This is a genomic window from Isoptericola sp. BMS4 (assembly GCF_011634835.1).
Taxonomy (GTDB): domain Bacteria; phylum Actinomycetota; class Actinomycetes; order Actinomycetales; family Cellulomonadaceae; genus Isoptericola.
In genome coordinates this window covers 4276729-4300774 of sequence record NZ_SIRP01000001.1, presented here as the reverse complement: position 1 = coordinate 4300774, position 24046 = coordinate 4276729, and the positions used below count along the sequence as shown (strand labels likewise).

Sequence of the window (24046 nt, the reverse complement as noted above, 5' to 3'; positions counted from 1 at the left end):
GGAGCACTGTGGTTCTGATCTCCCTCACCGCTTCCCACCGCGAGCTGGACCTCGACGCCCTCGAACGGCTGTCCACCGGCTCGGCGTCCGTGGGGCGCACCGTCGTGGGCTCCTGCGGCCCCGTGCAGGGCTCCGTCGTCATCTCGACGTGCAACCGCTTCGAGCTCTACCTGGACGTCGACGCGCCCCTGGACGGCGACGGCGTGCGGCACGCGACCGCGCACGTCGCGGCGCTCGTCGCCGGCAGCTCCGGCGTGAGCACCGAGACCGCCGCCGGGTCGTTCACGGTACGCACGGGCCCGGAGGTCACCGAGCACCTGTTCGCCGTCGCCGCCGGGCTGGACTCGATGGTCGTGGGGGAGCGCGAGATCGCCGGCCAGGTGAAGCGGTCCCTGGCGGAGGCGCGCGAGGACGGCACCACATCCAAGACGCTCGAGCTGCTGTTCCAGACGGCGTCGCGCACCTCCAAGCAGGTCGGCACCCGCACGGCGCTGGGCGCCGCGGGCCGCTCGGTGGTGGCGCTCGGCCTCGACCTCGCCGAGCGCGAGCTCGCCGCGCCCGCCGGCCCGGCATGGCGCGACGCGCGGGTCGTCCTCATCGGCACCGGATCGTACGCGGGGGCCTCCGTGGCCGCGCTGCGCGCCCGCGGGTGCGCCGACGTGCGGGTCTACTCGCGGTCCGGCCGCGCGGAGTCGTTCGCCGCGTCGCACGGCGTCGAGGCGGTCGCCGACGGGCCGGGCGCGCTGATGGCGGCGCTCGCGGACGCGGACGTCGTGGTGTCCTGCTCCGGCGCGCGCGGCCGCGCGGCGACCGACCCGGCGGGTGCGGCCGACGCCGGCCCGGACGCGGCGGGGCGCGCCCCCGAGGCGTCCCTGGAGTACGTGCTGGACGCGGCGGCCGTGGTGCGCGCCCGCGAGCGGGCCGCGGCGGCGGCCGGGGACGAGCCGGAGCCGCGCCCGCTGGTCGTGCTGGACCTGGCGCTGCACCGCGACGTCGACCCCCGCGTGGCCGACGTCGAGGGCGTGCTGCTGTACGACCTGGGCACGCTCAAGGCCCACGCCCCGGCGGCCGTGGCGGGCGTGGACGAGGCCCGCGACATCGTGGCCCGCGCCGTGGCGGCCTTCGAGGAGACCCGGCTGGGCCGGGCCGCGGACGCGGCCGTCGTCGCGCTCCTGGACGAGGCCGAGGTGCGCGTCCGCGCCGAGGTGGAGGCGGCCCGCGCGCGGCTCGCGGCGGAGCTGGCCCCGCGGGGGCAGGAGCCGGACGAGGCGGACCTCGACGCGATCGCGCGCGGCGTGCGCCGGCGCGCGCACTCGGCCCTGCACGAGCAGATCGTCGCGGTGCGCGCGGAGGCGCTGGCCCAGGCGCGCGCGGACGAGGCCGCCGTCGTCGCGGGAGCCCAGGAGCTGGTGTCGGGGGCCGCGCGCCCCGTCGTCCGCTGACGCCGTCCCGTCGCGCCGCACCCTTCGCCGCGATTCGTACCGACTGACCGGTTCGGCGCGCGGAACCCAGATCACCCCGTTTTCGACGCGCGCGTCCGGCTCTGTGGGGCTAACGTCCGAATCGCGGAGTACCGGTCCGGGCCGGACCCGCGGACTCTGACCCGCGCACGGAAGGACGCCGACATGGACGGCTTCTGGGACTTCTTCTGGTTCCTCGTCTGGATCTTCCTGTTCATGGCCTACCTGATGGTCCTGTTCCAGATCCTCACGGACCTGTTCCGGGACCGGGAGCTCAACGGCTGGTGGAAGGCCCTGTGGGTCGTGCTGCTGATCTTCCTCCCGCTGCTCACGGCCCTGGTGTACCTCATCGCCCGCGGCCGGGGGATGGCCGAGCGCCAGGTGGCCGCCGTGAAGACCGCGAAGGCGGACACCGACGCGTACATCCAGTCGGTCGCGTCACAGGCGTCGCCGGCCGACCAGATCGCCTCGGCGAAGTCCCTCCTGGACGCGGGCACCATCTCCGCCGAGGAGTTCGAGCGACTGAAGGCGAAGGCGCTCTCCTGACGCCACGGCACGGCTGAGCGGGGCGACGCGCCCGGTGCCCGACGACGGCGCCCTCCTGCCCGGGAGGGCGCCGTCGTCGTCTCGACGGCCGGGACGGGCGGGGGCCGGTGTGCCATCCTTGCTCGCTCTCGGACAGGAACGACCCACGGAGGCCCGGATGCGGCTCGGCGTGATCGACATCGGCTCCAACACGGTGCACGTGCTCGTCATGGAGGCGCGGCACGGGGCGCGCCCGGTGCCGCAGGCGTCGCAGAAGTCGACGGTGCGGCTGATGCGCTACCTGCGCCCTGACGGGTCCATCTCGCCGGACGGCGTCGCGGCGCTCGCCGACGCGGTCTCGAGCGCCGCCGCCGTGGGCCGCGAGCACGGCACCGACGGGACGCTCGCGCTCGCGACGTCGGCGCTGCGGGAGGCGGCGAACGGGCCGGAGGTGCTGGCGACGCTCGCGGAGCGGGCCGGCGTGGAGATCACCGTGCTGGGCGGCGACGACGAGGCCCGCCTGACGTTCCTCGCCGCGCGCCGCTGGTACGGCTGGGGCGCGGGGCGCCTGCTGCTCCTGGACATCGGCGGCGGCTCGCTGGAGATCGCGACGGGCGTGGACGAGGAGCCCGACGTGGCGCTGTCGGTGCCGCTCGGCGCGGGGCGGGTGACGCGCGAGCTGCTGTACGCCGCCGACCCGCCGCTGCCGGACGACGTCGAGCACGCGCGCAAGCACGCCCGCAAGGTGCTGCGCGCCGCCGTCGACCCGGTGCGGGACGCGCCCGCGCCCGACCACGTGGTGGCGACCTCGAAGACGTTCCGGTCGCTGGCGCGGCTGGCCGGGATGCCGCGCGACGTGCTCGGGCCGACGGGGCGCTGGCGGATGCGCCGCGAGCACCTGGAGGACTGGGTGCCGCGGCTGGCCCGGCTGTCGTCGGGGGACCGCACGGTGCTGCCGGGCATCGGCCCGGGCCGGGCGCTGCAGATCGTCGCGGGCGGCATCGTCGCGGAGGAGGCGATGCGGGCGCTGGACGTCGCGGAGGTCGAGATCTGCCCCTGGGCCCTGCGCGAGGGCGCGATCCTGCAGCGCCTCGACCGCATGTGAGCCGCCGTCGTCCCGGCCGCCGCGGACCCCGGCCGGTGTCGGCACGACCGGGCACGCGCCGGTCCCGACGACGAGGAACGGCGGCCCGGGTGTCCCGGACCGCCGTTCCCCGTGCTCGGGAGGAGCGGGCGACTACTCGTCCGCCGCGCCCACCCGTCGCCGGGCCGAGACCACCATCGTCGTGCCGAGCAGCAGGACGAACAGCGCGACGGGGATGCCCGCCAGCCACAGGTCACCACCCGTGACGGGCAGCTGACCGCCGCCGGTGCTGGTCCCGGTCCCCGTGCCGGTCCCGGTGCCGGTCCCGGTCCCGCCCGTGCCGTCGTCGGACGCGGCGGTCACGGTCAGCGGGGCGTCCGCCGCGCCACCGTCGCCGTCCTCGCCCACGATGACGTAGTCGCCGGGTGCGAGGTCGTCGGGGATCGGCGCGCACAGGTCGGCGGCGAGGTCCCCGTTCTCGTCGGCGGTGACCGTGGTCGTGACCCCGGTCGGGTTCCCGTCGGCGTCGGTGATCCGGAGCGTCACCTCCGCACCGGGGGCCCAGCCGCCGGAGGCGATGGCCGCGCAGTCGCCCGGCTCCACCGGGGACTCCGCCTCCAGGGACGGCGAGTACACCTCGAGGTCGTCCGAGGCCGTGCGGCCGTCCCCGTCCTCGCCCGTCAGCGTGTAGACGCCGGCGGCGGCTCCCTCGGGCACCGGGACCGTGGTGCCGGCGGGAACGTTGCCGTCCCCGTCGGTGGTCACGGTCACGGGGTCGCCCACCGGGTTGCCCTCGGCGTCCGTGAGCTGCAGCGTGACCTCGGTGTCGGCGGGCCAGCCCGACGACGTGACCGTGGTCTCGCCGCCCGCGGGCACCGGCGACGACGCGTCGAGCACGGGCTCACCCGCCGCGATCACGTCGACGTCGGCCGACGCCTCGGCGCCGCCGGCGTCCGTGCCGACGACCGTCAGGGTCGTCCCCGCCGGCATGTCGGCGGGGACGGCGAGCACGGTGCCCGCCGGGACGTCGCCGTCCGCGTCGGTCGTCACCGTGACCAGGTCACCGGCGGCGTTGCCGTCGGAGTCGGTCAGCTGCAGCGTCACCTCGGACTCCGGCAGCCAGCCGGACGACGTCACACCCGTCTGGCCCCCGGCGGGAACCGGCGACGTCGCCTCGAGCGACGGCGCGTAGACCTCGACGTCCCCGGAGGCGCTGCCGCCGTCCGGCTCGGTGCCGACGACCGTGTAGGCGCCGGCCGGCGCGTCGGCGGGGACCGGGACGGTCGTGCCGTCGGGGACGTTGCCGTCCGCGTCCGTCGTGACGGTGACCGGGTCGCCGACGGCGTCTCCGTCCGGGCCGGTGAGCTGCAGCGTGACCTCGGTGTCGGCGGGCCAGCCCGACGACGTCACCGTGGTCTCCCCACCGGCGGGCACCGGGGAGGTGGCGTCGAGCGTGGGCTCGACGGCACCGACGTCGTCCGACACCTCGAGCGGTGCCGAGACCTCGGCGCCGTTGTCGTCGGTGCCGACCACGGTGTAGTCACCGGGAGCGGCGTCGTCGGGCACGGCGATCGTGGTGCCGTCGGGGACGTTGCCGTCCGCGTCGGTCGTCACGACCACCGGGTCGCCGACGGGGTTGCCGTCCGGGTCGGTGAGCTGCAGCGTGATCTCGGACTCCGGCTGCCAGCCGCCGGAGGTGATCGCCGACTCGTCGCCGGGCGCGACCGGGGTCTCGGCCTCCAGGACCGGTGCGTACACCTCGATCGTGTCCGAGACGGCGTTGCCGTCGGGGTCCTCACCGGTGACGGTGTAGTCGCCCGGGGCGGCGTCGTCGGGCACGGGGATCGTGGTGCCGTCGGGGACGTTGCCGTCCGCGTCGGTCGTCACGACCACCGGGTCACCCATGGTGTTTCCGTCCGGGTCGGTGAGCATCAGCGTCACCTCGGTGTCACCGGGCCAGCCCTGCGACGAGACGGTCGTCTCGCCACCGGCCGGGACCGGGGACGAGGCGTCCAGCACCGTGGTGCCGGCCGCGACGACCTCGATGGTGTCCGAGGCGGTGTTCCCGTCGGCGTCCTCGCCGGTGACGGCGTAGCCGTCGCCGGGCGTGGTGCCCTCGGGTACCGGGATCGTGGTGCCGTCGGGGACGTTGCCGTCACCGTCGGTCGTGACCGTGACCGGGTCTCCGACGGCGTTGCCGTCCGGGTCGGTCAGGGTGAGCGTCACGTCGGAGTCCGGGTTCCAGCCCGAGGACGTGATCGTGGTCTCGCCGCCCGCGGGAACCGGCGAGGACGCGTCGAGCGTGGGCTCGACGGCGGCGTCGGACACCTCGAGCGGTGCCGTGACCTCGGCACCGTTGTCGTCGGTGCCGACCACGGTGTAGTCGCCGGGGGCGGCGTCGTCGGGGACCGGGACGCACGTGTCGGCGGGGAGGTTGCCGTCCGCGTCGGCCGTGACGGTGACCGGGTCGCCCACGGCGTTGCCGTCGGCGTCGGTCAGCTGCAGGGTCACCTCGCTGCCCGGCACCCAGCCGCCCGAGGTCACCACGGAGCAGTCACCGGGAGCCACCGGCGTCTCGGCGTCCAGCGTCGGGGCGTAGACCTCGATGGCGTCCGACGCCGTGTTGCCCTCGGTGTCCTCGCCGGTGACGGTGAAGCCGTCGCCGGGCGTGGTGCCCTCGGGTACGGGGATCGTGGTGCCGTCGGGCAGGTTGCCGTCCGCGTCGGCGGTCACGGTCACCGGGTCGCCGACGGCGTTGCCGTCGGGATCGGTGAGGGTGAGCGTCACGTCGGCGTCCGGGGCCCAGCCCGTGGAGGCGATGATCTCCGTCTCGCCACCGGCGGGGACCGGGGACGAGGCGTCCAGCACGGTGGTGCCGGCCTCGACCACCTCGATCGTGTCCGACGCGGTGGTGCCGTCGGGGTCCTCACCGGTGACGGTGTAGTCGCCCGGGGTGGCGCCGTCGGGCACGGGGACCGTGGTGCCGTCGGGGACGTTGCCGTCCGCGTCGGTCGTCACGACCACCGGGTCACCCACGGTGTTGCCGTCGGGGTCGGTGAGCGTCAGCGTCACCTCGGTGTCGCCGGGCCAACCCGACGACGTCACCGTGGTCTCGCCACCGGCCGGGACCGGGGACGAGGCGTCCAGCACCGGCGCGGCGGCCTCGACGACCTCGACGGGCGAGGTCACCTCGGCGCCGTTGCCGTCCGTGCCGACGACCGTGTAGTCGCCGGGCGCGGTGCCGTCGGGGACCGGGACGCAGGTGTCGGCGGGGACGTTGCCGTCCGCGTCGATGGTCACGGTGACGGGGTCGCCCACCGGGTTGCCGTCGGCGTCGGTGAGCTGGAGCGTCACGTCGGACTCGGGCAGCCAGCCGCCGGAGGTGATGTCCGAGCAGTCGCCCGGCGCGACCGGCGTGGCGGCCTCGAGCGTCGGGGCGTAGACCTGCAGCGGCGCCTCGGCGGTGTTGTCGTCCGGGTCGGTGCCGACCACGGTGTAGTCGCCGGGGGCGGCGCCGTCGGGGATCGGGACCGTGGTGCCGTCGGGGACGTTGCCGTCCGCGTCGGTGGTCACGACCACCGGGTCACCGGCCGGGTTGCCGTCCGGGTCCGTGAGCTGCAGCGTCACCTCGGTGTCCGCGGGCCAGCCGCCCGAGGTGATCTCGGTCTCGCCGCCTGCAGGCTCCGGCGACGTCGCCTCGAGCGTCGGCGTGACGGCCGCGAGGTCGCAGGCGTCGATGCGGGCGCCGGCGTTGCCGAAGTTGAGCCGCGCCGCGTCCGCCGACTGCACGAGGCCGAGGCTGAGGGCCGAGACCTCGAGGCTGCCCGGCAGCTCGGCGCCGTCACCCGTGGTGCAGGTCGCGGTCACCTGGTGGTTCAGCTGCACCGACACGACCTGCGCGAGGAGCTCGATGAACGGCTCCAGCGCCTGGCGGATCGGCACCGTGATGGCGCCGGTCTTGATGTCCCGGATGAGCAGGTCGAACACCTGCTGGCCGGCGTCGCCGACGACGAAGTCGCGCACCGGCACCAGCGCCTGGTCGACGACCGGGCCGACCAGCCCGATCGCGGTGGTCAGCGTGGTGCAGAGCGCCGCGCCGCCCAGGCCGGTCGACTCGCACGTGACGTCCGTGAGGTCCTCGCCCATGAGGTTCACGTCCCAGGTGGCGCGGGCGCTGCTCCCTGTCAGGGGCTCGTCCAGCGTCGCCACGAAGTGCACCGTCACGCTCGCCAGCGCGCCCTCGATGGCGCCGACGACGATGTTCGTCGCCTCCTCCATCACGTCGTGGACGCTCTCGGCGATCATCGGGTAGATCTCGTCGTCGATGAGCTCCGTGTTCGGGTTCTGCGCCTCTCGGCGATCATCGGGTAGATCTCGTCGTCGATGAGCTCCGTGTTCGGGTTCTGCGCGTTCAGCCCGGTCGGCTGGTCGGGGCGCAACTCGCCCGACAGCAGCTGGTCGAGGTGGAACGTCGCCGTCCCGGTCGAGAAGTCGACCGTGAGGAACTCGTTGTTCGTGGTGATCGGCTGGTCCAGCAGCGCCGCGAAGATCTCGTCCTGCATGTTGGACTCGATGGTCGTCTCGCTGAGGTCGACGCCGGCGGGCAGGTCGCCCGTGATGGACGTCAGGTCGAGCAGGCTGCCGACCTGGTTCTCCATCTCGTCGTCGATCAGGCCGATCGTGTCGTAGATCTGTCCGGCGGCCTGCTCGATGAGCGGGGAGTGCACGAAGGCGCTGGCCTCCGCGACGCGGTACTGGCCGGCTCCGCCGACGCCGTCGGGGTCGAGGAACTCGCCGTTCTCCGCGATGACCTCCGCGCCACCGGCGCCGAGGCGCAGCAGCGCCTGGTCGACGATCTCGTCGGTCAGGGTGTTCACCCCGGCCTCGTCGAACAGCGAGAGGAGGTCGATCTCCGCGGCGCCGAAGTCGGCGTCGTCGCCGTCGAGCGTGACGGAACCGTCGCCGCTCAGCAGGCCCGAGATCGCGTGGGCGTTGAGCTCGTCGGTCGCCGTGGACTCGCTGTACAGCGCTCCGAGCTGGCCGAAGTCGATGAGCTGGTCGGCCGGGATCGAGAGACCGCCGAGATCGATGACCTCGCCGCCGAGGATGTCCAGGCTGAGGCCCTCCTGGTTCGGGCCGGGGTCCGTCGGGAACCCTGCCTCCGAATGTGCAGCACCCGCCAGGTCCGTCCCCAGGAGGCTCGAGTCGATGACGCTCGCCTCTGCCTCGGACGGATCTGACGGGTAGCTGTCGAGACCGGCCGCGTACGCGGCCCCGGTGGACCCGACCATCGCGCCGACGACCCCTATCGCGACGCCTGCCGCCACGGCTCGTGACCGCTTCAGCCGGATCCGGGGGCGCTCCCCGGCGCCCCGCATCGTGCTCTTCATACTTCCCCCCTGGTTGTATGTCGAAGGTCAACGTTCCTCGGCCGCATCATTGCGATCGAGGATTCATTGACCCGCCAAGGACTATCGCAACTCCTCTCGAGGTTGTCCACGGCACATTCACCCCGCCCGAAGTCGTGATCGTTTCGAGATCTTCGGGCGGCGGAGGGAATCGGCGGGGGCGCGGGTGAAAAAAGGTCTCTGACGTGCGAAGAGAATTTTTGCGGCGGCCTGTTTCTGCTTCTCATGTCAGGCATGTTCGCTTTTCTCGGCGATATCTGTCGAGAGGAATAATCCGGACACAAGGTACGTATTTTTTCACCCGCTCGGCGGGCTCGCCGAAGCGTCGTGATGGTGCGTTCGCGCGTGGGCGCCGACGAGTGCGGCGAGCGGGGCGCGGGTGAGTCGGACGGGCCGGTCGGGCGTCACCAGGTGGCGTGGTCGCTGCCCCACGGGTGCGCGGGCGCGCGGTGGTCGTCGGCGCGGGGCAGGGCGGGGCGTGCCGTCGTGACGCACGGCCGGTGCCCGTGGCTGACCGTGGCTCCCGGTCCCGGGACGGCGGGCGCGGGGTGCTCCGGGTCGCGGCCGCCGGCGTCGAGCAGCCAGACGGCGGTGCGCGCGAGGGCGGCGGTGACGTCGCTGCCGTGCCCGTCGCGGGCCCGGGCGGCGAGCGCGTCGACGACGCCGGCCGCCAGCAGGTAGCCGGTCGCGTGGTCGAGCGCCTGCGCGGGCAGCGCCCCGGGGGTTCGGCCGTCGGCGGACTCGAGGAGGGCGATGCCGGACGCCGCCTGGACGATCGAGTCGAAGCCGCGGCGGCCCGCCCAGGGGCCGTCGTCGCCCCAGGCGCTGACGCGGGCGCGCACGATCCCCGGCGGCGGGCGCAGCCCGAACCGGTCGAGCGCGCCGGGCCGGTAGCCCGTGACGAGGACGTCGGCGCCGTCGAGCAGCTCCTGGGCGTGCCGGCGGTCGCCGGCGTCGTGCAGATCGAGCAGGGCGCTGCGCTTGCTCTGGCCGGTGTCGAGGTGCTGCCACCGGATCTCCGCGGGCACGGGCGGGTCGACGCGCAGGACGTCGGCGCCGAGCTGCGCGAGCGCCCGGGTGGCGACGGGTCCGGCGATGACGCGCGTGAGGTCGAGCACCCGCACGCCCTCCAAGGGTCGCGACCATGTCCTTTCCATGGGCCGAACATGCGCAAGCTCCGGGACTCGTTCCCTGGATCCCGGAGAAAGCACATGTTCGGCGACGTGCTCGCGGCGCCGGACCCGCACGAGCGGGCCGCCGCGCGCGGCGTCGCCGGGGCCGGACGCCCGCCATTCCTCCGGGGTGCGCACGCGGGCGACGATCGCCCCCGCGCGCGCGGCATCGTCCTCCAGGGCGGCGCCGGAGGTGCCGGCGAGACGCGCGGCGAGCTCCTCGCGGTCGGCGCCGTCGTGCAGGTCCAGCAGGCGCAGCAGGCGCGTGCGGTGGTGCGGGTAGTTGGCGTGCGTGCGGACCCAGCCGTCGGCGGTGCGGAAGAACCCGGACAACGGGGCGAAGCCGTCGACGGGACGGCCGTCGAGCCGCAGCAGCCGGTCCGAGGCGAAGGAGGCCGCGACCCGCGCCGGGTCGGGGCCCCGCTCGGTCAGGGGTCCGCGGGCGCCGGCCCGGCCCGCGGCGCGGCACAGGGCGGACACCGCGCCGAGGGCGAGGTCGAGGGCGGGCAGCGTGGCCGCGAGCCAGGCGCCGCGGTCGCCGCCGGGCGCGGGCGCCTCGCCGGGGGGCGTGATCAAGTTGCCGAGCCCGGTCTCGTACTCCGCCACCAGGCGGCGCCACTGCTCCATCCCCCGACGCTAGCCCAACCGCTTGGTGAAGGGCATTCTCGTGGGGATGACGGAGAAGTTGAGCGTCAGGTCGGCCCCGAGGTCAAACATGGCGATCCTATAACGATATATGTCCGGTGGGTAGCGATGGGTCCTGTGTCGGCCATCTATCCCGATAGAGGTCTTGTGTCTATGACTCTTCGTTCTGCGCATGTTCGACGGTCGAGGGTGAATTCCATCTGCGGGAAAGTGAAGTTCGGGGCCCGTCGAAAGCGCGTGACCGAAACGTGGCCGCCGAGGAAGCGCAGGAATCGCTCGCGAACCTGCCCGACGGTCTCCTTCAGGCGGCCAGCACGAAGGGCACGCGTGCAGCAGTCACGTCGAAGGCTTCCGACGGTGTCAATCTGGACGCGGGACACGCCGCGATCGTCGTCGCGCTTCCCGGTGGCGAGTCGATGGCTGAAGGTGAGCACTCGGTGGCGGCTCGACTGTGTTCCCCTCCGATGAGGGGTTCGCCACGGTCGTGCGTCCCACCCGCGATGGCTTCCAAGCCGCGACCTCGATCGCGAATGCTCGGGCGCCCGAGTGATTTGAGTATGAGATGGACCTCGAGTCCGGTCAGGAACTCGTCAAGACGTCGTTCGGCGGCGTTCAGATCGTCGACCGCGAGGCAGACCCCGTGGTCGTCATCGCCGCTCCGTGGGCGTGCGACGCCGAGGGGCAGTCGATCCCGACCCGATACGAGGTCGAGGGTGACACGCTCGTGCAGTACGTTCAGCATGCGAACGCCGGTGTCACCTATCCTGTTGTCGCGGACCACCACATACGCGTACTGGTGGGGCGGGGGAAAGTCGTTCTCGAACGATGTTGTTGCCTCGGGGCAGGTCGTCACTGCAATGGCTGCGCTTGTCCCCATAGCGACTTCCTCTGTCGAGCTCACCTCGACCGCTTTGCAACTGTAACCGGAACGGCAAATGACATCTGGTCTACTGGACCTGGGCGGGTCAGGTCTGGTGCGCTACTCGATAACCGGCCACGAGAAGAATGAAGGGAGCGCGGATGGTCAAGCGCTTGCAGCTGGCGATTCGAATCATCGCGGCCGTACTTGTTGTCGTCGCAGCTGCGGTGTACTGGGGTGAATGGACATCTCTGACGATCTCTCTCTTGGCGATCGTTGTCGTCGCCATCTCCGTCCTGTATTCCCTGGAGCGTCGACGACCTGAAACGAGTGCAGACCAGGCGCCGAATCCGCAGGCGTAGGCAGGGCGTGCTGCCGCCCCATCACTCACACTTTTCACGCGGCCGTTGCTCGGTGGGACGCTCAGCGCCAGATGGCCGCGATGGGCAGGGCCCACACCCGGTCGGTGATCGGGTAGGCCGTGTCTCCGGTGTGGAAGACGATGCCGCACCGGAACTCGTCGCCGATCTCGTCGCGGAGCCAGATCAGGTGCTTCGCGTCCCGCGGCGTCGCCCCGGCGGCCGCCTTGACCTCGATCCCCACGATCTGCCCGCCGCGGTCCTCGAGGACGAGGTCCACCTCACGGCGGTTGTCCGCGTCGCGCAGGTGGTAGGCCGTGGCGCGGGTGGGACCGATCCGCAGCAAGGGGCGCAGCTGCGCGGCCACGAAGGACTCGAGGAGTCGCCCTCGCAGGTCGTCGTCCCGGAGTAGCGACGCGGTGTCGACGCGGGCGAGGTGTGCCGCCATCCCGGTGTCGATGAGATGGATCTTCGGGAGCTTGACCATGCGACGGAGCCGGTTGGTGCCCCACGCGGGCAACCGGTCGATCATGCCGAGCTCTTCCAGCAGGCCGACGTAGCGGTCCATCGTCTTGTGGTCGACCCCCGAGGCGCGTGCCAGCGCGGCCTTGGTCGGTGTGCCTGCGGTCGACAGCGCCAGCGCCCGGAGCAGCGACTCCAGGCGTCGGGGCTCGCGCACGTCGGCGATCTGCCTGACGTCCCGCCCGACGAGCTGCTCGACGTATCCGTCGAACCAGTCACCGCGCAGGTCCGGCGGCAGGTCGACCGACTCGGGGAACCCGCCGGAGGCCGCGTACGACACGTAGTCGAAGATCGTCGGAGCGTCGGTGAGTCGTTCCACAGAAATCTCTCGGGCGAAGACGCGCTCGACGAACGACCTCGCCCGCCCGGCACTGCCGAGCTCCCCCCGCGCCAGCGGGTACATCGGTACCGGAGTGACCCTGCCCGTGCCCGGCCAGGTGACGCCCGTGTGCCGGGCGCGGACACTGCCGGTGATCAGGAAGCGCCCTGCTCCCGAGCCGGTGTCGACGGCGCGCTTGACCGCGCCGAGCGACTCCGCGGCCTCCTGCCATTCGTCGATCAGCACCGGGGACTGGAGTGCGGCGAGCACGGTGTCCGGCTGCCCCGCGAAGAGCGATGCCTGCCCCGGGTCGTCGAGCGACAGCACCGACGCGGCACGCCTCGTGGCCGTCGTCGTCTTCCCGCAGGCACGCGGGCCCGTGATCATGAAGGCGGGCAGGTGCTCCATCGCGCGGTCGAGATAGTCGTCCACGTACCGGCGAAGATACGCGTCCGTCGCCACCGCGCCCGCCTCGTCGCTGCCCGTCCCTGGTGACCGCACTCGCTCCTCCTCGGTCGACGCCGCTACGTGTTCCCAAGATGACGCGCCATGTCATCCCAGATTACCGCGATTACTCTTCCCTGTTTACCGCACCCTCTGCTCCTGTTCCACCGCAGTCGAGCGCCGTCGGATCGCGTCGGGTGTCTCGGGTCGACCGGTGGTCCAGGTCTGCCGGTCAGGCTGGACGAATGTGATCGGTTCCTACGGCTGCAGGGGAGGCATTTCTAGTCCACTGGTCTTGATTTGCGCTCGCGTCTGTGTGTCAATGGTCCGGTGACCAAGTACCACGCGGTGCGCGAGCAGCTCCTCGACCGGCTCGACCAGATGGCCGCCGGAGAGCAGCTCCCCCCGGAGCGCGAGCTGTCTGCGAGCCTCGGCGTCTCGCGCATGACGCTGCGGCGCGCGATCGACGATCTCGTCGCGCGCGGCGCGGTGCGTCGCCGGCAGGGGTCCGGCGTCTTCGCGCTCGGCCCCAAGCTCGACACCGGGCTGGTCGCCACGTCCTTCACCGCCGACATGCGGTCCCGTGGGCTGCGTCCCGGCGCCCGCACGCTCGCCTTCGAGCGCCGCCCCGCGGGCGCCCGCGTCGGTCGCCGGCTGCGGATCTCGCCCACGGCCGGCGTCGTGCGGGTCACCCGGCTGCGCCTCGCCGACGGCGAGCCCATGGCCATCGAGCAGCTGCACGTGCCCGACGCCCTCGTCCCCGGGCTGGGCGCGGCCGACCTGCAGGACGCCTCCTTTTACGACCTGCTGCGCACCCGCTACGGCGTCACCGTGGTGCGCGGCGTGCAGACGATCGAGCCCACCGTGCTCGACGGCGACGAGTCCGCGTCGCTCGACGTGCCCGTGCACTCGCCCGCCCTGCAGTTCGAGCGGACCTCCTGGGGCGAGCGCGGCGCGGCGGACGGCGACGTCGGGATCGTCGAGTTCGTGCGCTCGGTCTACCGCGGGGACCGCTACCAGATCCGCACCGAGCTGTCCGTGCCCTCCGCGTCGTCCACGCCCCCCGGGGGCGGCACGGAGGGTGCGGCATGAGGGTGCTCACCTTCGACGTCGGCAAGACGGGCTGCCGGGCAGCCCTGTGGGTCGACGGCGCACGGGGCCACGACGCCGAGGGGCCGGGGCCGGTCGGCCTCGCCAACGCCGACGGCTCCCGCGCCGCGCTGCGCAGCATGACCGACGTCGCCGCGCGCCTGGACGGTCTCGGCCACCCGGTCGACGCCGTCGTCGCCGGCCTCGCCGGACTCCTCAGCGCGCCCGAGCAGGCGCCCCCGCTCCTCGACGGGCTCGCCGCCGCGTTCGGCGGTGCGCGTGTCGTCGTCACCAGCGACGCGATCACCTCCCACGCCGGAGCGCTGTCCGGGCGTCCCGGGGTCGTCCTCGCCGCCGGGACCGGGACCAGCGTCGTCGGGCTCGGCCACGACGGCGCCGTGCACCTCGTCGACGGCTGGGGCTACCTGCTCGGCGACGCCGGCAGCGGGTACGCCATCGGACGCGCCGGCATCGACGACGCGATGCGCGCGCACGACGGTCGCGGCGGCAGCGCCGCCCTGCTGGCACGCCTGGAGGCGCGCTGGGGCGCCCCGCGCGACGTCCCCCGCCTGGTGCAGGGCGCCGACAACCCCGCCCGCGTCGTGGCCTCCTTCGCCCGCGACGTCTTCGACGCCGCCCGGGCGGGCGACGCCGGGGCGGCCTCGATCTGCGAGCGGGCGGCCGCCGACCTCGCCGACAGCACCGCCGCCGCGGCCCGGCGGGCCGGGCTCGGCGACGCCCCCGTCGTCGCCACGACCGGGGGGCTGCTGCACGCCGGCCCGGTGCTCACCGAGCCCTTCGACCGCGCGCTCGCCGCCCGGCTGCCCGGCGCCCACCGGCAGGAGCCCGACGACGACGCCCTCGCCGGCGGGCACCTGCTGGCCACCCGCCCCGACCTGCCCCACCTGCGCGCGTCGAGCACGCACGCCCACGACCCGGCCGACCGGCGCACGGCCGGCCCGAACCGACCGGAGACGCGATGACCACTGGACCGACCACCGGACCGGACGCCGGGCGGGACGCGGCGGCGGGCTCCGCCCGCGACCTGGGCCGCGAGCTCGACCGCCTCGACACCGAGCGCTCCCGCCCGGGCGTCCGTCTGGACGCCATGGACGTGCCCGCGCTCGTCGCCGCCCAGCTCGAGAACGACCGGGACGTGCAGCGGGCCGTCGAGGCCGCCGCGCCCCAGATCACCGCCGCGCTGGAGACGGTCGTCGAGCGGCTGGCCTCCGGCGGGCGCCTGATCCACGTCGGCGCGGGCACCCCCGGGCGCCTCGGCGTGCTCGACGCCGCCGAGTGCCTGCCGACCTTCGGGGTCGGCCCCGACACGGTCACCGCCCTCATCGCCGGGGGCGAGACCGCGATGGTCAACGCCGTCGAGGGCGCCGAGGACGACGTCGACGCCGGCGCCGCGGACGTGCGCGCGCTGGACGTCGGCCCGCGGGACGTCGTCGTCGGCATCACCGCCTCCGGCCGCACCCCCTACGTCGTCGCCGCCGTCACGGCCGCCCGCGAGGCCGGGGCCGCCACCGTCGGCATCGCGAACAACGCGGGCACCGCGCTCGCCGCCGCCGTCGACCACCCGATCGAGACCCTCACCGGGCCCGAGTTCGTCACCGGCTCCACGCGCCTCAAGGCGGGCAGCGCGCAGAAGCAGGTGCTCAACATGCTCTCCACGATCGCGATGATCCGCCTCGGCAAGGTCTACGGCACCCTCATGGTCGACGTGCACGTGACCAACGCCAAGCTCCGCCACCGCGGCCGGCGCATCGTCATGGAGGCGACCGGCGCCGCCCCCGAGGAGGCCGAGCGGGCGCTCGCCGCCGCGGACGGCAACGCGAAGGCCGCCGTCGCCGCGCTGCTCCTCGGTGTCGCCCCCGACGAGGCCCGCGCGCGGCTCGCCGCCGCCGACGGCCGGCTCGGCGCCGTCCTGGGCGGTGACGCATGATCGTCGTCGGACTCATGACCGGGACGTCCGCGGACGGGCTCGACGTCGCCGTCGCCGACCTCGCCCTCGACGGGGACGAGCTCGCGCTGCGGGTGCTCGACCACCGGGAGGTCGCGTTCCCCGACGACCTCGCCGACGACATCCTGCGCCTGCTCGAGCCGCGGGACGTGCCCCTCAGCCTCGTCAGCGGCGTCGACGCCCGGCTCGGCCGGTTCTGCGCCGACGCCGTGGCCGACGTCCTCGCCGAGACCGGGGTCGTCGCCGACCTCGTCGTGTCGCACGGGCAGACGGTGCGCCACGACGTGACGGACGGGCAGGTCACCGGAACGTTCCAGATCGGTCAGCCGGCGTGGATCGCCGAGCGCACGGGCGTGCCGGTGCTGTCGGACGTGCGGTCGCACGACGTCGCCGCGGGCGGGCAGGGCGCGCCGCTGGCGAGCGTCCTCGACCACCTGCTGCTCGCCGACGCGGAGATCCCGACGGCGGCGCTCAACCTCGGCGGCATCGCGAACATCACCGTCGTCGCGCCGGGCCGACCCACGGTCGCCTACGACACCGGCCCCGCCAACGCGCTGATCGACCTCATGGCGCGGCGTATCACCGGCGAGCCGCGCGCCTACGACCGCGACGGGGCGCTCGCCGCGGCCGGCGAGGTGCTGCCCGCCCTGCTCGACGACCTGCTCGCGGAGCCGTACTACGCGCTGGACGCCCCCAAGTCGACCGGCAAGGAGCTGTTCCACGCCGCGTACCTGGACGAGCACCTCTCCCGGTACGCCGCCGCCCACGGCGAGCCCGACCCGCACGACGTCGTCGCCACGCTCACCGTGCTCACGGCACGGACCGTCGTCGACCAGTGCCGCGCCCGCGGCGTCGGCGCCGTCGTCGCCTCCGGCGGCGGCACCCGCAACCCGGTCCTCATGGCCGCGCTGCGCCGCGAGCTCGGCGCCGCCCCCGTGCGGACCACCGACGAGCTCGGGCTGCCCGAGGGGGCCAAGGAGGCGACGCTCATGGCGCTCCTCGGCTGGCTCACCTGGCACGGGCTGCCCGGCACCCTGCCCGGCGTCACCGGGGCCACCCACGGGACGCTCGCCGGGAGGATCACGCCCGGCGCCGGCCCCCTGCGGCTCGGCGAGCCGCCGGCGGCGCCGCCCGCCCGGCTGCGGGTGGTGCGCTGACCGGCGCGAGCGCGCCGCTCCCCGTACCACCCGCAGCACCACCACCGACCACCGGACACGTACCACCGCATACCGCCGAAGGAGTCACGGCATGCAGACCGTCGACCTGATCGTCATCGTCGCCTACCTGGCGGCCACCGCATGGCTGGGCCTCAGGCTCAGCGGCAAGCAGAAGGGCCTGAAGGACTACTTCCTGGGGGGCCGCAACCTGCCCTGGTGGGCCGTGTGCCTGTCGGTCGTCGCGACCGAGACCAGCGCGCTGACCGTCATCGGCATCCCCGTGATGAGCTACCTGGGGAACATCTCCTACCTGCAGCTCGCGCTCGGCTACATCCTCGGCCGGATCGTGGTGGCGTTCTTCATGCTGCCGCGGTACTACGACGGCGAGATGGTCACCGCGTACGCCTACCTGGGCAAGCGGTTCGGGCAGAGCACGCAGACCACGGCCGGCGTGACGTTCCTGTTCACGCGCCTGCTGGCCGACGGCATCCGCGTGCTGGCCGCCGCCATCCCGCTCAAGCTGATCCTCGACGGCATGGGCGTCCACACCAACTACTTCACGATCATCGTCGTGCTGGCCGTGGTGACGATCCTGTACACCTTCATCGGCGGCATCAAGGCCGTCGTGTGGGTCGACGTCGCGCAGATGTTCCTCTACGTCCTCGGCGGGGTGCTGGCGATCGTGGTCATCACCGCGCAGACGGGCGGCGGCTGGTTCGCCGACGCCGCCGACGCCGGCAAGCTGCAGATGTTCGTCTTCTCCGGCAACCCGATCTCGGACGCCTCCGCCTTCGTCCCGTCGCTGATCGGTGGTGCCGTCTTCGCGATGGCCTCGCACGGCTCCGACCAGCTCGTCGTGCAGCGGCTGCTCACCTGCCGCTCCAAGGTCGAGGCGCAGAAGGCCCTCATCTGGTCCGGCGTGATCGTGTTCGTCCAGTTCGCCGTGTTCCTGCTCGTCGGCCTGGCGCTGTGGGGCTACTACGGCGGCGCCACGGCGGCCGACCTCGGGCTGACCCGCGACGACGAGATCTTCCCGATGTTCATCATCGAGGGGCTGCCGCAGGGCGTCTCGGGGCTCCTGCTCGCCGGCATCCTCGCCGCGGCGATGTCCACGCTGTCGTCCTCGCTGTCCGCGCTGTCCTCCTCGACCGTCACGGACGTGTACGGCCGGCTGAAGAAGACCCCGATGACGGACGAGCAGGGGCTGCGCGCGGGCCGCTGGGCGACGATCGGCTGGGGGCTGGCGTTCATCGCCCCGGCCACGGTGTTCCAGTCCGACGAGGGCAACATCGTCGTCCTCGCGCTGGGCGTCGCGGGCATCACCTACGGTGGCCTGCTCGGCGCGTTCGTCTTCGGGATCGTCAACAAGCGGGCCCGGGCGCTGGACGCGAACGTCGCCTTCGTGGCCGCCGTCGCCGTCAACGCCTTCTTCTTCGTGCAGGAGAAGTACATCACCGGCGAGGTGTGGGTGGCGTGGCAGTGGTACCCGCTGCTCGGCGTCATCGTGACGTTCGTGGTGGGCGGTCTGCTGTCGCTGCGGAACCGTGCACCCGAGCTCGAGGCGGCCGTCCGCGAACCCGCGAACCGCTAGGATCCGACGCATGGCCTCCAGCACCAAGTCCGACCTCGTCCTGCGTCCGTTCGAAGGCCTCCCGGGGGAGGCGGACTGGGTCGCGCTGCGCGAGATCGTCCCGGCCGCCACCGCGACGGCGCGCACGACGGCTGACCACGGCGGGCGCGACGTCGTCGTCACGACGGTGCTGCCCGGCGGCTGGGTGTCGCTGCACCGCGAGGACGGCACGGTCCTCCTCGCGGTGCAGGGCGTGCTCGGCTCGGACGACCTGAGCCGCGACCTTGCCGCGGCGCTCCTGGCCGCGTTCGACGTGGAGCCGGGCACCGGGGTCACCCCCGACCGTGCCCAGGTGACCGACGCGACGCCGCGGCTGCAGGACGTGCTCGACCTCGACGTCCCGTTCGAGGTGACGGTGCACGACGGGTACGACTACTGGCTGGACTCCTCGTCCGAGGTCACGGACGAGATCCGCGCCTCCCTGGAGGACGCGGCCGAGGCCTCGATCCCGACGGTCCGGCTCGACGCCGTGCCGGCCGCGTACTGGTGCCGCATGTCGCGGGAGTTCCTGCGGTGGGCGCGCACGGAGGACGAGGACCGCGTGGTCGACGCGATCGCGCGCCTGCACGCCCGCCGGGAGTCCGGCCTCGCGGGAGGCAAGTTCCTCGGCATGTTCCGGGCCTGCGGCCTCGTGGTCCCCGTCTGGGAGCTGCCGCGCGGCACGGAGGCGGCGGACCTCGAGGAGCCGGTGGCGGACCTCGCCGCCCGCCTCGACGAGGCGCTGTCCACCGACGCGCCGCTGGATGCGAACGAGCGGCGGGCGCGGGCCGGTATCGTGTCCCGACAGGTGACGCTGCGCTGACCGGCGTCGCCGCCACCATCCGGCACGACTCGGAGACGACGAGGTCATGACGAGCCCGGTCCTGTTCCGCGAGATCTTCACCTCATGTCCTGACCGACACCGTTTCTTGACCAGGTTTGGTCACGCCGGGGGAGTACAGTCGGGGCGGGAATACCTCGCACATGCGAACCCCGGTGATTCGACCAAGAATCACTGTCGAGCAACGTCATGAGGGCAACGGGCAGGGAGTCGTGAACACGGACCAGGGCGCCACCTCCACGGGCGCCGACGTGGCCGCCGCGGACGACGGGACGGCAGGCCACGGTGCAGGGGCAGGGAACACGGCACGCACGAGCGTGCTGCCGGTCGCCAAGACGCCGCGGCCGCCCACCGGCCAGAACCGGCGCAACCCGCAGCGCGTCGCCGTCATCGTCCCGGCGAAGGACGAGGCGGACCGGATCGCCGCGACGGTGCGCGCGGCGCGGGCCATCCCGCACGTCGACCTGGTGCTGGTCGTCGACGACGGGTCGACCGACGAGACGCAGCACGTCGCCCGCGACGCCGGCGCCGTGGTGGTGCGGCACTCGCACAACCGCGGCAAGGCCGCGGCGATGGAGACCGGCGCCGCCGTCGTCGCCATGCGCGACGCGGACGGGCGGGCACCGCGCCTGCTCCTCTTCGTCGACGGCGACCTCGGCGACACGGCGGTGAACACCGCGCCGCTCGTCGCGCCCGTCCGCGAGGGCGTGGCGGACCTGGCGATCGCGCTGCTGCCGAAGCAGACCGGCGCCGGCGGCCGGGGCATCGTCGTCGGCACCGCGCGCCGCGCCGTCTACCACCTCACGGGATGGTCGCCCACGCAGCCGCTGTCCGGGATGCGCTGCCTGACGCGCGAGGCCTTCGAGGCCGCGACGCCGCTCGCGCACGGCTGGGGCGTGGAGACGGGGATGACGATCGACCTGCTGCGCCAGGGGTACGTCGCCGTCGAGGTGCCGTGCGACCTCAAGCACCGCGCGTCGTCGAACAGCCTCGCCGGGCAGATCCACCGCGCCGGCCAGTACCGCGACGTCGTCCTGGCGGTGAACGCCCGTCGGGTGCGCGGCGCCGTCGACGCGGTCCGCGGCATCGGCCGCGACCGCGCCCGCAGCTGACGCGTCCGTCGGGGCCGACCGGCCGCTGAGCAGGAGTGACACGGTCGCGGCCGCGTCGACGTCGCCACGCCCCGTGACTACGCTCGGAACGTCGACGGGGTCGTGACGGCCGCGCCGGACCCTGCACGCCCGACCGTTCGACGGAGGCTCCATGGACACTCCCCCCGCGGCACCGACCCCCGCGTCGCCCGACCACCACCAGGAGGCCCCGGCGACGCGGCCCGACCCGGGAGCGGCCGAGGACCACGCGCTCGGCGTCGACGTCGCGCGGGACCGCGTGCGCGTGGCGCTCGTCGACGCGACGGGGGCGCTGCGTGCCCGCGCGGAGCGTCGCGACGTGCCCACCGCGCCGCCCGCCCGGGCCCGCGCGGTCGCGGGCCTGGCCCGTGCGGCGTCGGAGGACGTCGAGGCGCGTCTCGACGGGGGCCGCCGGGTGCGGCTGCGGCACGCGGTCGTCGGCGTGCCCTCGGTCGTGGCGCCGGACCACGCGAGCCTCCGCCGGGTGCCGGGCTACGAGAAGGGCGGCACCGGGCTGCGCGACGCCCTCGTGGACGCGCTGGGGTGCCCCGTGGACGTCGAGAACGACGTCAACCTCGCGGCCCTCGCCGAGGTGCACCACGGCGCGGGGCGCGACGCCCGCAGCGTCGTGACCCTCGTGCTCGGCACGGGGTTCGGCGCGGGCATCGTGCTCGACGGCCGCGTCCACCGGGGGCACGCCGGCCTCGCGGGCGAGGTCGACTTCCTCCCGCAGCCCGGGCTCGCCCTCGGGTCGCCGGTGCTGGGGGAGACCGCCCTCGCGGCGCTGGCCAAGGAGCACGGGCTGTCGCCGTCCTCGACCGTCGGCGGGATCGTCGACCGCACCGAGGCGGGCGACGCCACGGCGGCGGAGGTGCTCGACGTGATCGCCCACCGGGTGGCCGTGTCGGCCGCGTCGCTGGCCCTCGTGCTGGACCCCGAGCTCTTCGTGCTCGGCGACCAGGCGGCGCGCCCCGCCCTCCACGACCGGGTCGCGCGCTACCTGCGCGAGCAGATCGCGGTCCTGCCGGTCCGGGTGGCCGCGTCGCCGCTGGGCGCGGACGGCGTGGTGCTGGGCGCGGCCCACCTCGCGGGCGAGGCCCTGCGGTGACGGCCGGCCCGCCGTCGGACCTGGTCGAGCGGCTCGGCCTGGACGCCGGCGCCCGCGCGATCATCCTCAACGCCGACGACTTCGGCATGTGCCGCGCGGCGAACCGTGCCGTCGTGCCGCTGCTCGCGGGCGGGCACCTGGACTCCGCGACGGTCATGGTGCCGTGCGCGTGGGCGCCCGACGCGCTGGCGGCCGCGGCCGCGGACCCCGGCGCCGACGTCGGTGTGCACCTGGTGCTGACCAGCGAGTGGACCCGGTACCGGTGGCGGCCGCTCACCGGGACGGGGACGTCCCTGGTCGACGGCGCGGGCTGGTTCCCCGCCGACGTCGAGGCGGTCGAGCGGCACGCGGACGCCGGCGACGTCGTCGCCGAGCTCACCGCCCAGGTGGACGCTGCGCTGGCGGCCGGGGTCGACGTCAGCCACCTCGACAACCACATGGGCTCGGTCTACGGCCTGGTGACGGGCCGCTCGTTCCTGCCGCAGGCGCTCGAGCTCGCGGCGTCGTACCGGCTGCCGTTCCGGCTGCCACGCTCCCCGGAGGGGCTGGACGTGCTGGGCGCCGACCCGTCGTCGCCGGCGCTGGTGCAGGCGCTCGGCGCCGCGGCGGCCGCGGCTGACGCCCTCGGGGTCGTCGTCCCCGACCGGCTGTGGACGCACCCGTTCGAGCTGGCGGGGGAGGGCACGCCCGACGAGGAGGACTACGAGACGGTCAAGGCGGGCTTCGTGGACCTGCTGCGCGCGGTCCACCCCGGCGTCACGGAGATCTTCCTGCACCCCATGGTGGACGACGACGAGCTGCGCGCGACCGTCGACCGCGCGGCGCCCAAGCGCGGGTACGAGCGCCGGCTCCTCACCGACCCGGACGTCGCCGCCGTGGTCGCGGAGGAGGGCCTCGTGCGGGTCGGGTGGCGCGACCTGCGGGCGGTGCAGCGGGGCGAGCGGTGACGTCCGCCCCCGCCCCGGCCGGCTCCCCGCTGTCGCGGCTGCGCGACCGGCGGCTGCACGGGGCCCCGACGCGGGCGCAGGCGGTCGCGTACGGGGCCTCGGCGTTCCCCGCCACCCTCATGCTGCAGACGTTCTCCGCGTTCGTCGTCTACTTCTACGTCGACCACCTGGGGGTCCCCGCCGGCTGGGTCGCCGGCGCCATGGTGGCGCACGGCGTGCTGAACGCGCTGCTCAACCCGGTGGTCGGCGCGGCCTCCGACCGGCGGCGCACCCGGTGGGGCAGGCGCGTGCCGTGGATCGGCCTGGGGATCGTGCCGCTGGTCGTCGCGTTCGCCCTCGTGTGGGTGCCCCCGCCGCTGCCCCCGAGCGGCCTCGTCGTGTGGTTCGTCGTGGTCGTGGCGGTGTTCGACGTCGCGTACGTCGCGGTGGTGCTGAACGTGGCCGCGCTCTTCCCGGAGATCTTCCGGACGACGGCGGAGCGGGCCCGCGGCAACTCGCCGCGGCAGGTCTTCGCGCTGGTGGGCATGATCCTCGGCACGGCGGGCGCGCCGCTGCTGTACGGGTCGGTCGGGTGGCCGGGGATGGCCCTGGTCCTCGCCGTGGTGTGCCTGGCGTTCTTCGGCTGGGCCGCGGCCGGCATGGTGGAGCGCCCGGCGGACGAGGCGGTGCACGCGCGGGAGAGCGCGCTGAGCCTGCGCGACCAGCTGCGGTACACGTTCGCCCACCGCGCGTTCGTCACGTACGTGGTCGGGTCGCTGCTGCTGCAGAGCACGACCGCCGTCCTGCTCGCAGGCGTCCCGTTCTACGTGCGCTACACCCTCGGCGGGTCCGAGGCGGACGCCACCCTGCTGCTCGCGCCGATCTTCGTGGCCGCCGTCCCGGCGATCCTCGGCTGGTCGTGGGTGGTGCGCCGGGTCGGCCCCCGCACCGCGATGCTCGCCGTCGTCGCCGTCTACGGCCTCGCGACCTGCCTCTACCTGCTCCCGACGACGGTCCTGGGCGCCGCGGCCGCCGGGCTCGCGGTGGGGGTCGGCGTCGCGGGCCTCATGCAGGTGCTGGAGGTGGCCCTGGCGCAGGTGATCGACGACGACGCGCGGCGCACGGGGCTGCGGCGCGAGGGCATGTACGTCGGCGCGAACGGCTTCGTGGTCCGCGGGTCGGTGGTCGTGCAGGCCGTCGTCGTGGCGGGGGTGCTCGCCGCCAGCGGCTACGTCGAGGGTGCCGCCACGCAGACGCCGGAGGTCGCGACGGGCGTGCGGCTGCTGCTGGGCGGCGTCCCGGTGGTCCTGGCGGCGCTCGCGTTCGTCAGCTTCTGGCTGTACCCGCTGCGGGGGCGGGACGGCGACCGGTCGTCCGTCTCCGTTCGTCAGGACCGAGGTGCCGGATCCTGACGGACGGAGAC

Annotated in this window: 19 protein-coding genes; 14 read left to right on the top strand and 5 right to left on the bottom strand. The window is 74.1% G+C overall.

The window, feature by feature from the left end:
* Window positions 1–8 precede the first annotated feature (8 nt).
* The 3 genes from EYB28_RS19350 (at window position 9) to EYB28_RS19340 (ending at window position 3090) form a co-directional block, all read left to right on the top strand.
* Window positions 9–1442 carry a glutamyl-tRNA reductase gene (locus tag EYB28_RS19350; RefSeq protein ID WP_166851373.1) on the top strand — a complete coding sequence of 478 codons (1434 nt, stop codon included), beginning with the start codon at window positions 9–11 and terminating at the stop codon, window positions 1440–1442.
* Window positions 1443–1625: 183 nt separating this feature from the next.
* Entirely contained in the window at window positions 1626–2006 is a 381-nt protein-coding gene (locus tag EYB28_RS19345; RefSeq protein WP_166851369.1) for an SHOCT domain-containing protein, read from the top strand.
* Window positions 2007–2163: 157 nt separating this feature from the next.
* Window positions 2164–3090, top strand: a complete 927-nt coding sequence (locus EYB28_RS19340; protein WP_166851366.1) for a Ppx/GppA family phosphatase — start codon at window positions 2164–2166, stop codon at window positions 3088–3090.
* Between the two features lie 132 nt (window positions 3091–3222).
* On the opposite strand, the gene EYB28_RS19335 is transcribed toward EYB28_RS19340, so the two are convergent.
* From EYB28_RS19335 to EYB28_RS19320, 4 genes are all read right to left on the bottom strand, one after another.
* A complete protein-coding gene (locus EYB28_RS19335; protein WP_166851363.1) occupies window positions 3223–7374 on the bottom strand; it encodes a hypothetical protein in 4152 nt (1383 codons plus the stop codon).
* Window positions 7371–8459, bottom strand: a complete 1089-nt coding sequence (locus EYB28_RS19330) for a choice-of-anchor G family protein (protein WP_166851360.1) — start codon at window positions 8457–8459, stop codon at window positions 7371–7373. Before EYB28_RS19330 ends, EYB28_RS19335 begins: the two co-directional genes overlap by 4 nt.
* A 422-nt stretch (window positions 8460–8881) precedes the next feature.
* The gene (locus EYB28_RS19325) at window positions 8882–10276 is read right to left on the bottom strand and encodes a CoA transferase (protein ID WP_166851357.1); all 1395 of its coding nucleotides are present in this window, start codon (window positions 10274–10276) and stop codon (window positions 8882–8884) included.
* A gap of 319 nt (window positions 10277–10595) precedes the next feature.
* Entirely contained in the window at window positions 10596–11195 is a 600-nt protein-coding gene (locus tag EYB28_RS19320) for a hypothetical protein (protein ID WP_166851354.1), read from the bottom strand.
* 119 nt (window positions 11196–11314) lie between these two features.
* On the opposite strand from EYB28_RS19320, the gene EYB28_RS19315 reads away from it, so the two are divergent.
* On the top strand, window positions 11315–11515 hold the full coding sequence (locus EYB28_RS19315; RefSeq protein ID WP_166851351.1) for a hypothetical protein: 201 nt from the start codon (window positions 11315–11317) through the stop codon (window positions 11513–11515).
* Between the two features lie 61 nt (window positions 11516–11576).
* Here the strand turns inward: EYB28_RS19315 and EYB28_RS19310 are convergent, their stop codons facing one another.
* Window positions 11577–12854: an ATP-binding protein gene (locus EYB28_RS19310; RefSeq protein ID WP_166851348.1), complete on the bottom strand. Its 1278-nt coding sequence runs from the start codon at window positions 12852–12854 to the stop codon at window positions 11577–11579.
* Window positions 12855–13127: 273 nt separating this feature from the next.
* Between EYB28_RS19310 and EYB28_RS19305 the strand changes: the two genes are divergently transcribed.
* The 10 genes from EYB28_RS19305 (at window position 13128) to EYB28_RS19260 (ending at window position 24035) form a co-directional block, all read left to right on the top strand.
* Window positions 13128–13889 carry a GntR family transcriptional regulator gene (locus EYB28_RS19305; RefSeq protein WP_166851344.1) on the top strand — a complete coding sequence of 254 codons (762 nt, stop codon included), beginning with the start codon at window positions 13128–13130 and terminating at the stop codon, window positions 13887–13889.
* On the top strand, window positions 13886–14869 hold the full coding sequence (locus tag EYB28_RS19300; protein WP_166851341.1) for an N-acetylglucosamine kinase: 984 nt from the start codon (window positions 13886–13888) through the stop codon (window positions 14867–14869). Before EYB28_RS19305 ends, EYB28_RS19300 begins: the two co-directional genes overlap by 4 nt.
* Complete coding sequence (gene murQ / locus EYB28_RS19295; RefSeq protein ID WP_166851338.1) at window positions 14866–15834, top strand: N-acetylmuramic acid 6-phosphate etherase; 969 nt, start codon at window positions 14866–14868, stop codon at window positions 15832–15834. Before EYB28_RS19300 ends, murQ begins: the two co-directional genes overlap by 4 nt.
* On the top strand, window positions 15831–17009 hold the full coding sequence (locus EYB28_RS19290; protein ID WP_166851335.1) for an anhydro-N-acetylmuramic acid kinase: 1179 nt from the start codon (window positions 15831–15833) through the stop codon (window positions 17007–17009). The genes murQ and EYB28_RS19290 overlap by 4 nt, the downstream gene beginning before the upstream one ends.
* Window positions 17010–17100: 91 nt before the next feature.
* A complete protein-coding gene (locus EYB28_RS19285) occupies window positions 17101–18600 on the top strand; it encodes a sodium:solute symporter (RefSeq protein WP_166851332.1) in 1500 nt (499 codons plus the stop codon).
* Window positions 18601–18610: 10 nt separating this feature from the next.
* On the top strand, window positions 18611–19441 hold the full coding sequence (locus EYB28_RS19280; protein ID WP_166851330.1) for a DUF5926 family protein: 831 nt from the start codon (window positions 18611–18613) through the stop codon (window positions 19439–19441).
* A gap of 335 nt (window positions 19442–19776) precedes the next feature.
* Complete coding sequence (locus tag EYB28_RS19275) at window positions 19777–20571, top strand: glycosyltransferase family 2 protein (RefSeq protein WP_370459519.1); 795 nt, start codon at window positions 19777–19779, stop codon at window positions 20569–20571.
* A gap of 151 nt (window positions 20572–20722) precedes the next feature.
* Window positions 20723–21697 (top strand): ROK family protein, encoded by a 975-nt coding sequence (locus tag EYB28_RS19270; RefSeq protein ID WP_166851326.1) that lies wholly within the window; start codon window positions 20723–20725, stop codon window positions 21695–21697.
* Window positions 21694–22644, top strand: coding sequence for a polysaccharide deacetylase family protein (locus EYB28_RS19265; protein WP_166851325.1), 951 nt, complete (start codon window positions 21694–21696; stop codon window positions 22642–22644). The genes EYB28_RS19270 and EYB28_RS19265 overlap by 4 nt, the downstream gene beginning before the upstream one ends.
* Window positions 22641–24035, top strand: coding sequence for an MFS transporter (locus tag EYB28_RS19260; protein ID WP_240930664.1), 1395 nt, complete (start codon window positions 22641–22643; stop codon window positions 24033–24035). The genes EYB28_RS19265 and EYB28_RS19260 overlap by 4 nt, the downstream gene beginning before the upstream one ends.
* The last annotated feature ends 11 nt before the right edge of the window (window positions 24036–24046 follow it).

Excerpts from the sequence above, each read along its gene's own strand:
- EYB28_RS19345 (WP_166851369.1), top strand. The coding sequence starts at position 1,626 with ATGGACGGCTTCTGGGACTTCTTCTGGTTCCTCGTCTGGATCTTCCTG.
- EYB28_RS19340 (WP_166851366.1), top strand. The coding sequence starts at position 2,164 with ATGCGGCTCGGCGTGATCGACATCGGCTCCAACACGGTGCACGTGCTC.
- EYB28_RS19335 (WP_166851363.1), bottom strand. The coding sequence starts at position 7,374 with ATGATCGCCGAGAGCGTCCACGACGTGATGGAGGAGGCGACGAACATC.
- EYB28_RS19330 (WP_166851360.1), bottom strand. The coding sequence starts at position 8,459 with ATGAAGAGCACGATGCGGGGCGCCGGGGAGCGCCCCCGGATCCGGCTG.
- EYB28_RS19325 (WP_166851357.1), bottom strand. The coding sequence starts at position 10,276 with ATGGAGCAGTGGCGCCGCCTGGTGGCGGAGTACGAGACCGGGCTCGGC.
- EYB28_RS19315 (WP_166851351.1), top strand. The coding sequence starts at position 11,315 with ATGGTCAAGCGCTTGCAGCTGGCGATTCGAATCATCGCGGCCGTACTT.
- EYB28_RS19300 (WP_166851341.1), top strand. The coding sequence starts at position 13,886 with ATGAGGGTGCTCACCTTCGACGTCGGCAAGACGGGCTGCCGGGCAGCC.
- murQ (WP_166851338.1), top strand. The coding sequence starts at position 14,866 with ATGACCACTGGACCGACCACCGGACCGGACGCCGGGCGGGACGCGGCG.
- EYB28_RS19290 (WP_166851335.1), top strand. The coding sequence starts at position 15,831 with ATGATCGTCGTCGGACTCATGACCGGGACGTCCGCGGACGGGCTCGAC.
- EYB28_RS19285 (WP_166851332.1), top strand. The coding sequence starts at position 17,101 with ATGCAGACCGTCGACCTGATCGTCATCGTCGCCTACCTGGCGGCCACC.
- EYB28_RS19280 (WP_166851330.1), top strand. The coding sequence starts at position 18,611 with ATGGCCTCCAGCACCAAGTCCGACCTCGTCCTGCGTCCGTTCGAAGGC.
- EYB28_RS19270 (WP_166851326.1), top strand. The coding sequence starts at position 20,723 with ATGGACACTCCCCCCGCGGCACCGACCCCCGCGTCGCCCGACCACCAC.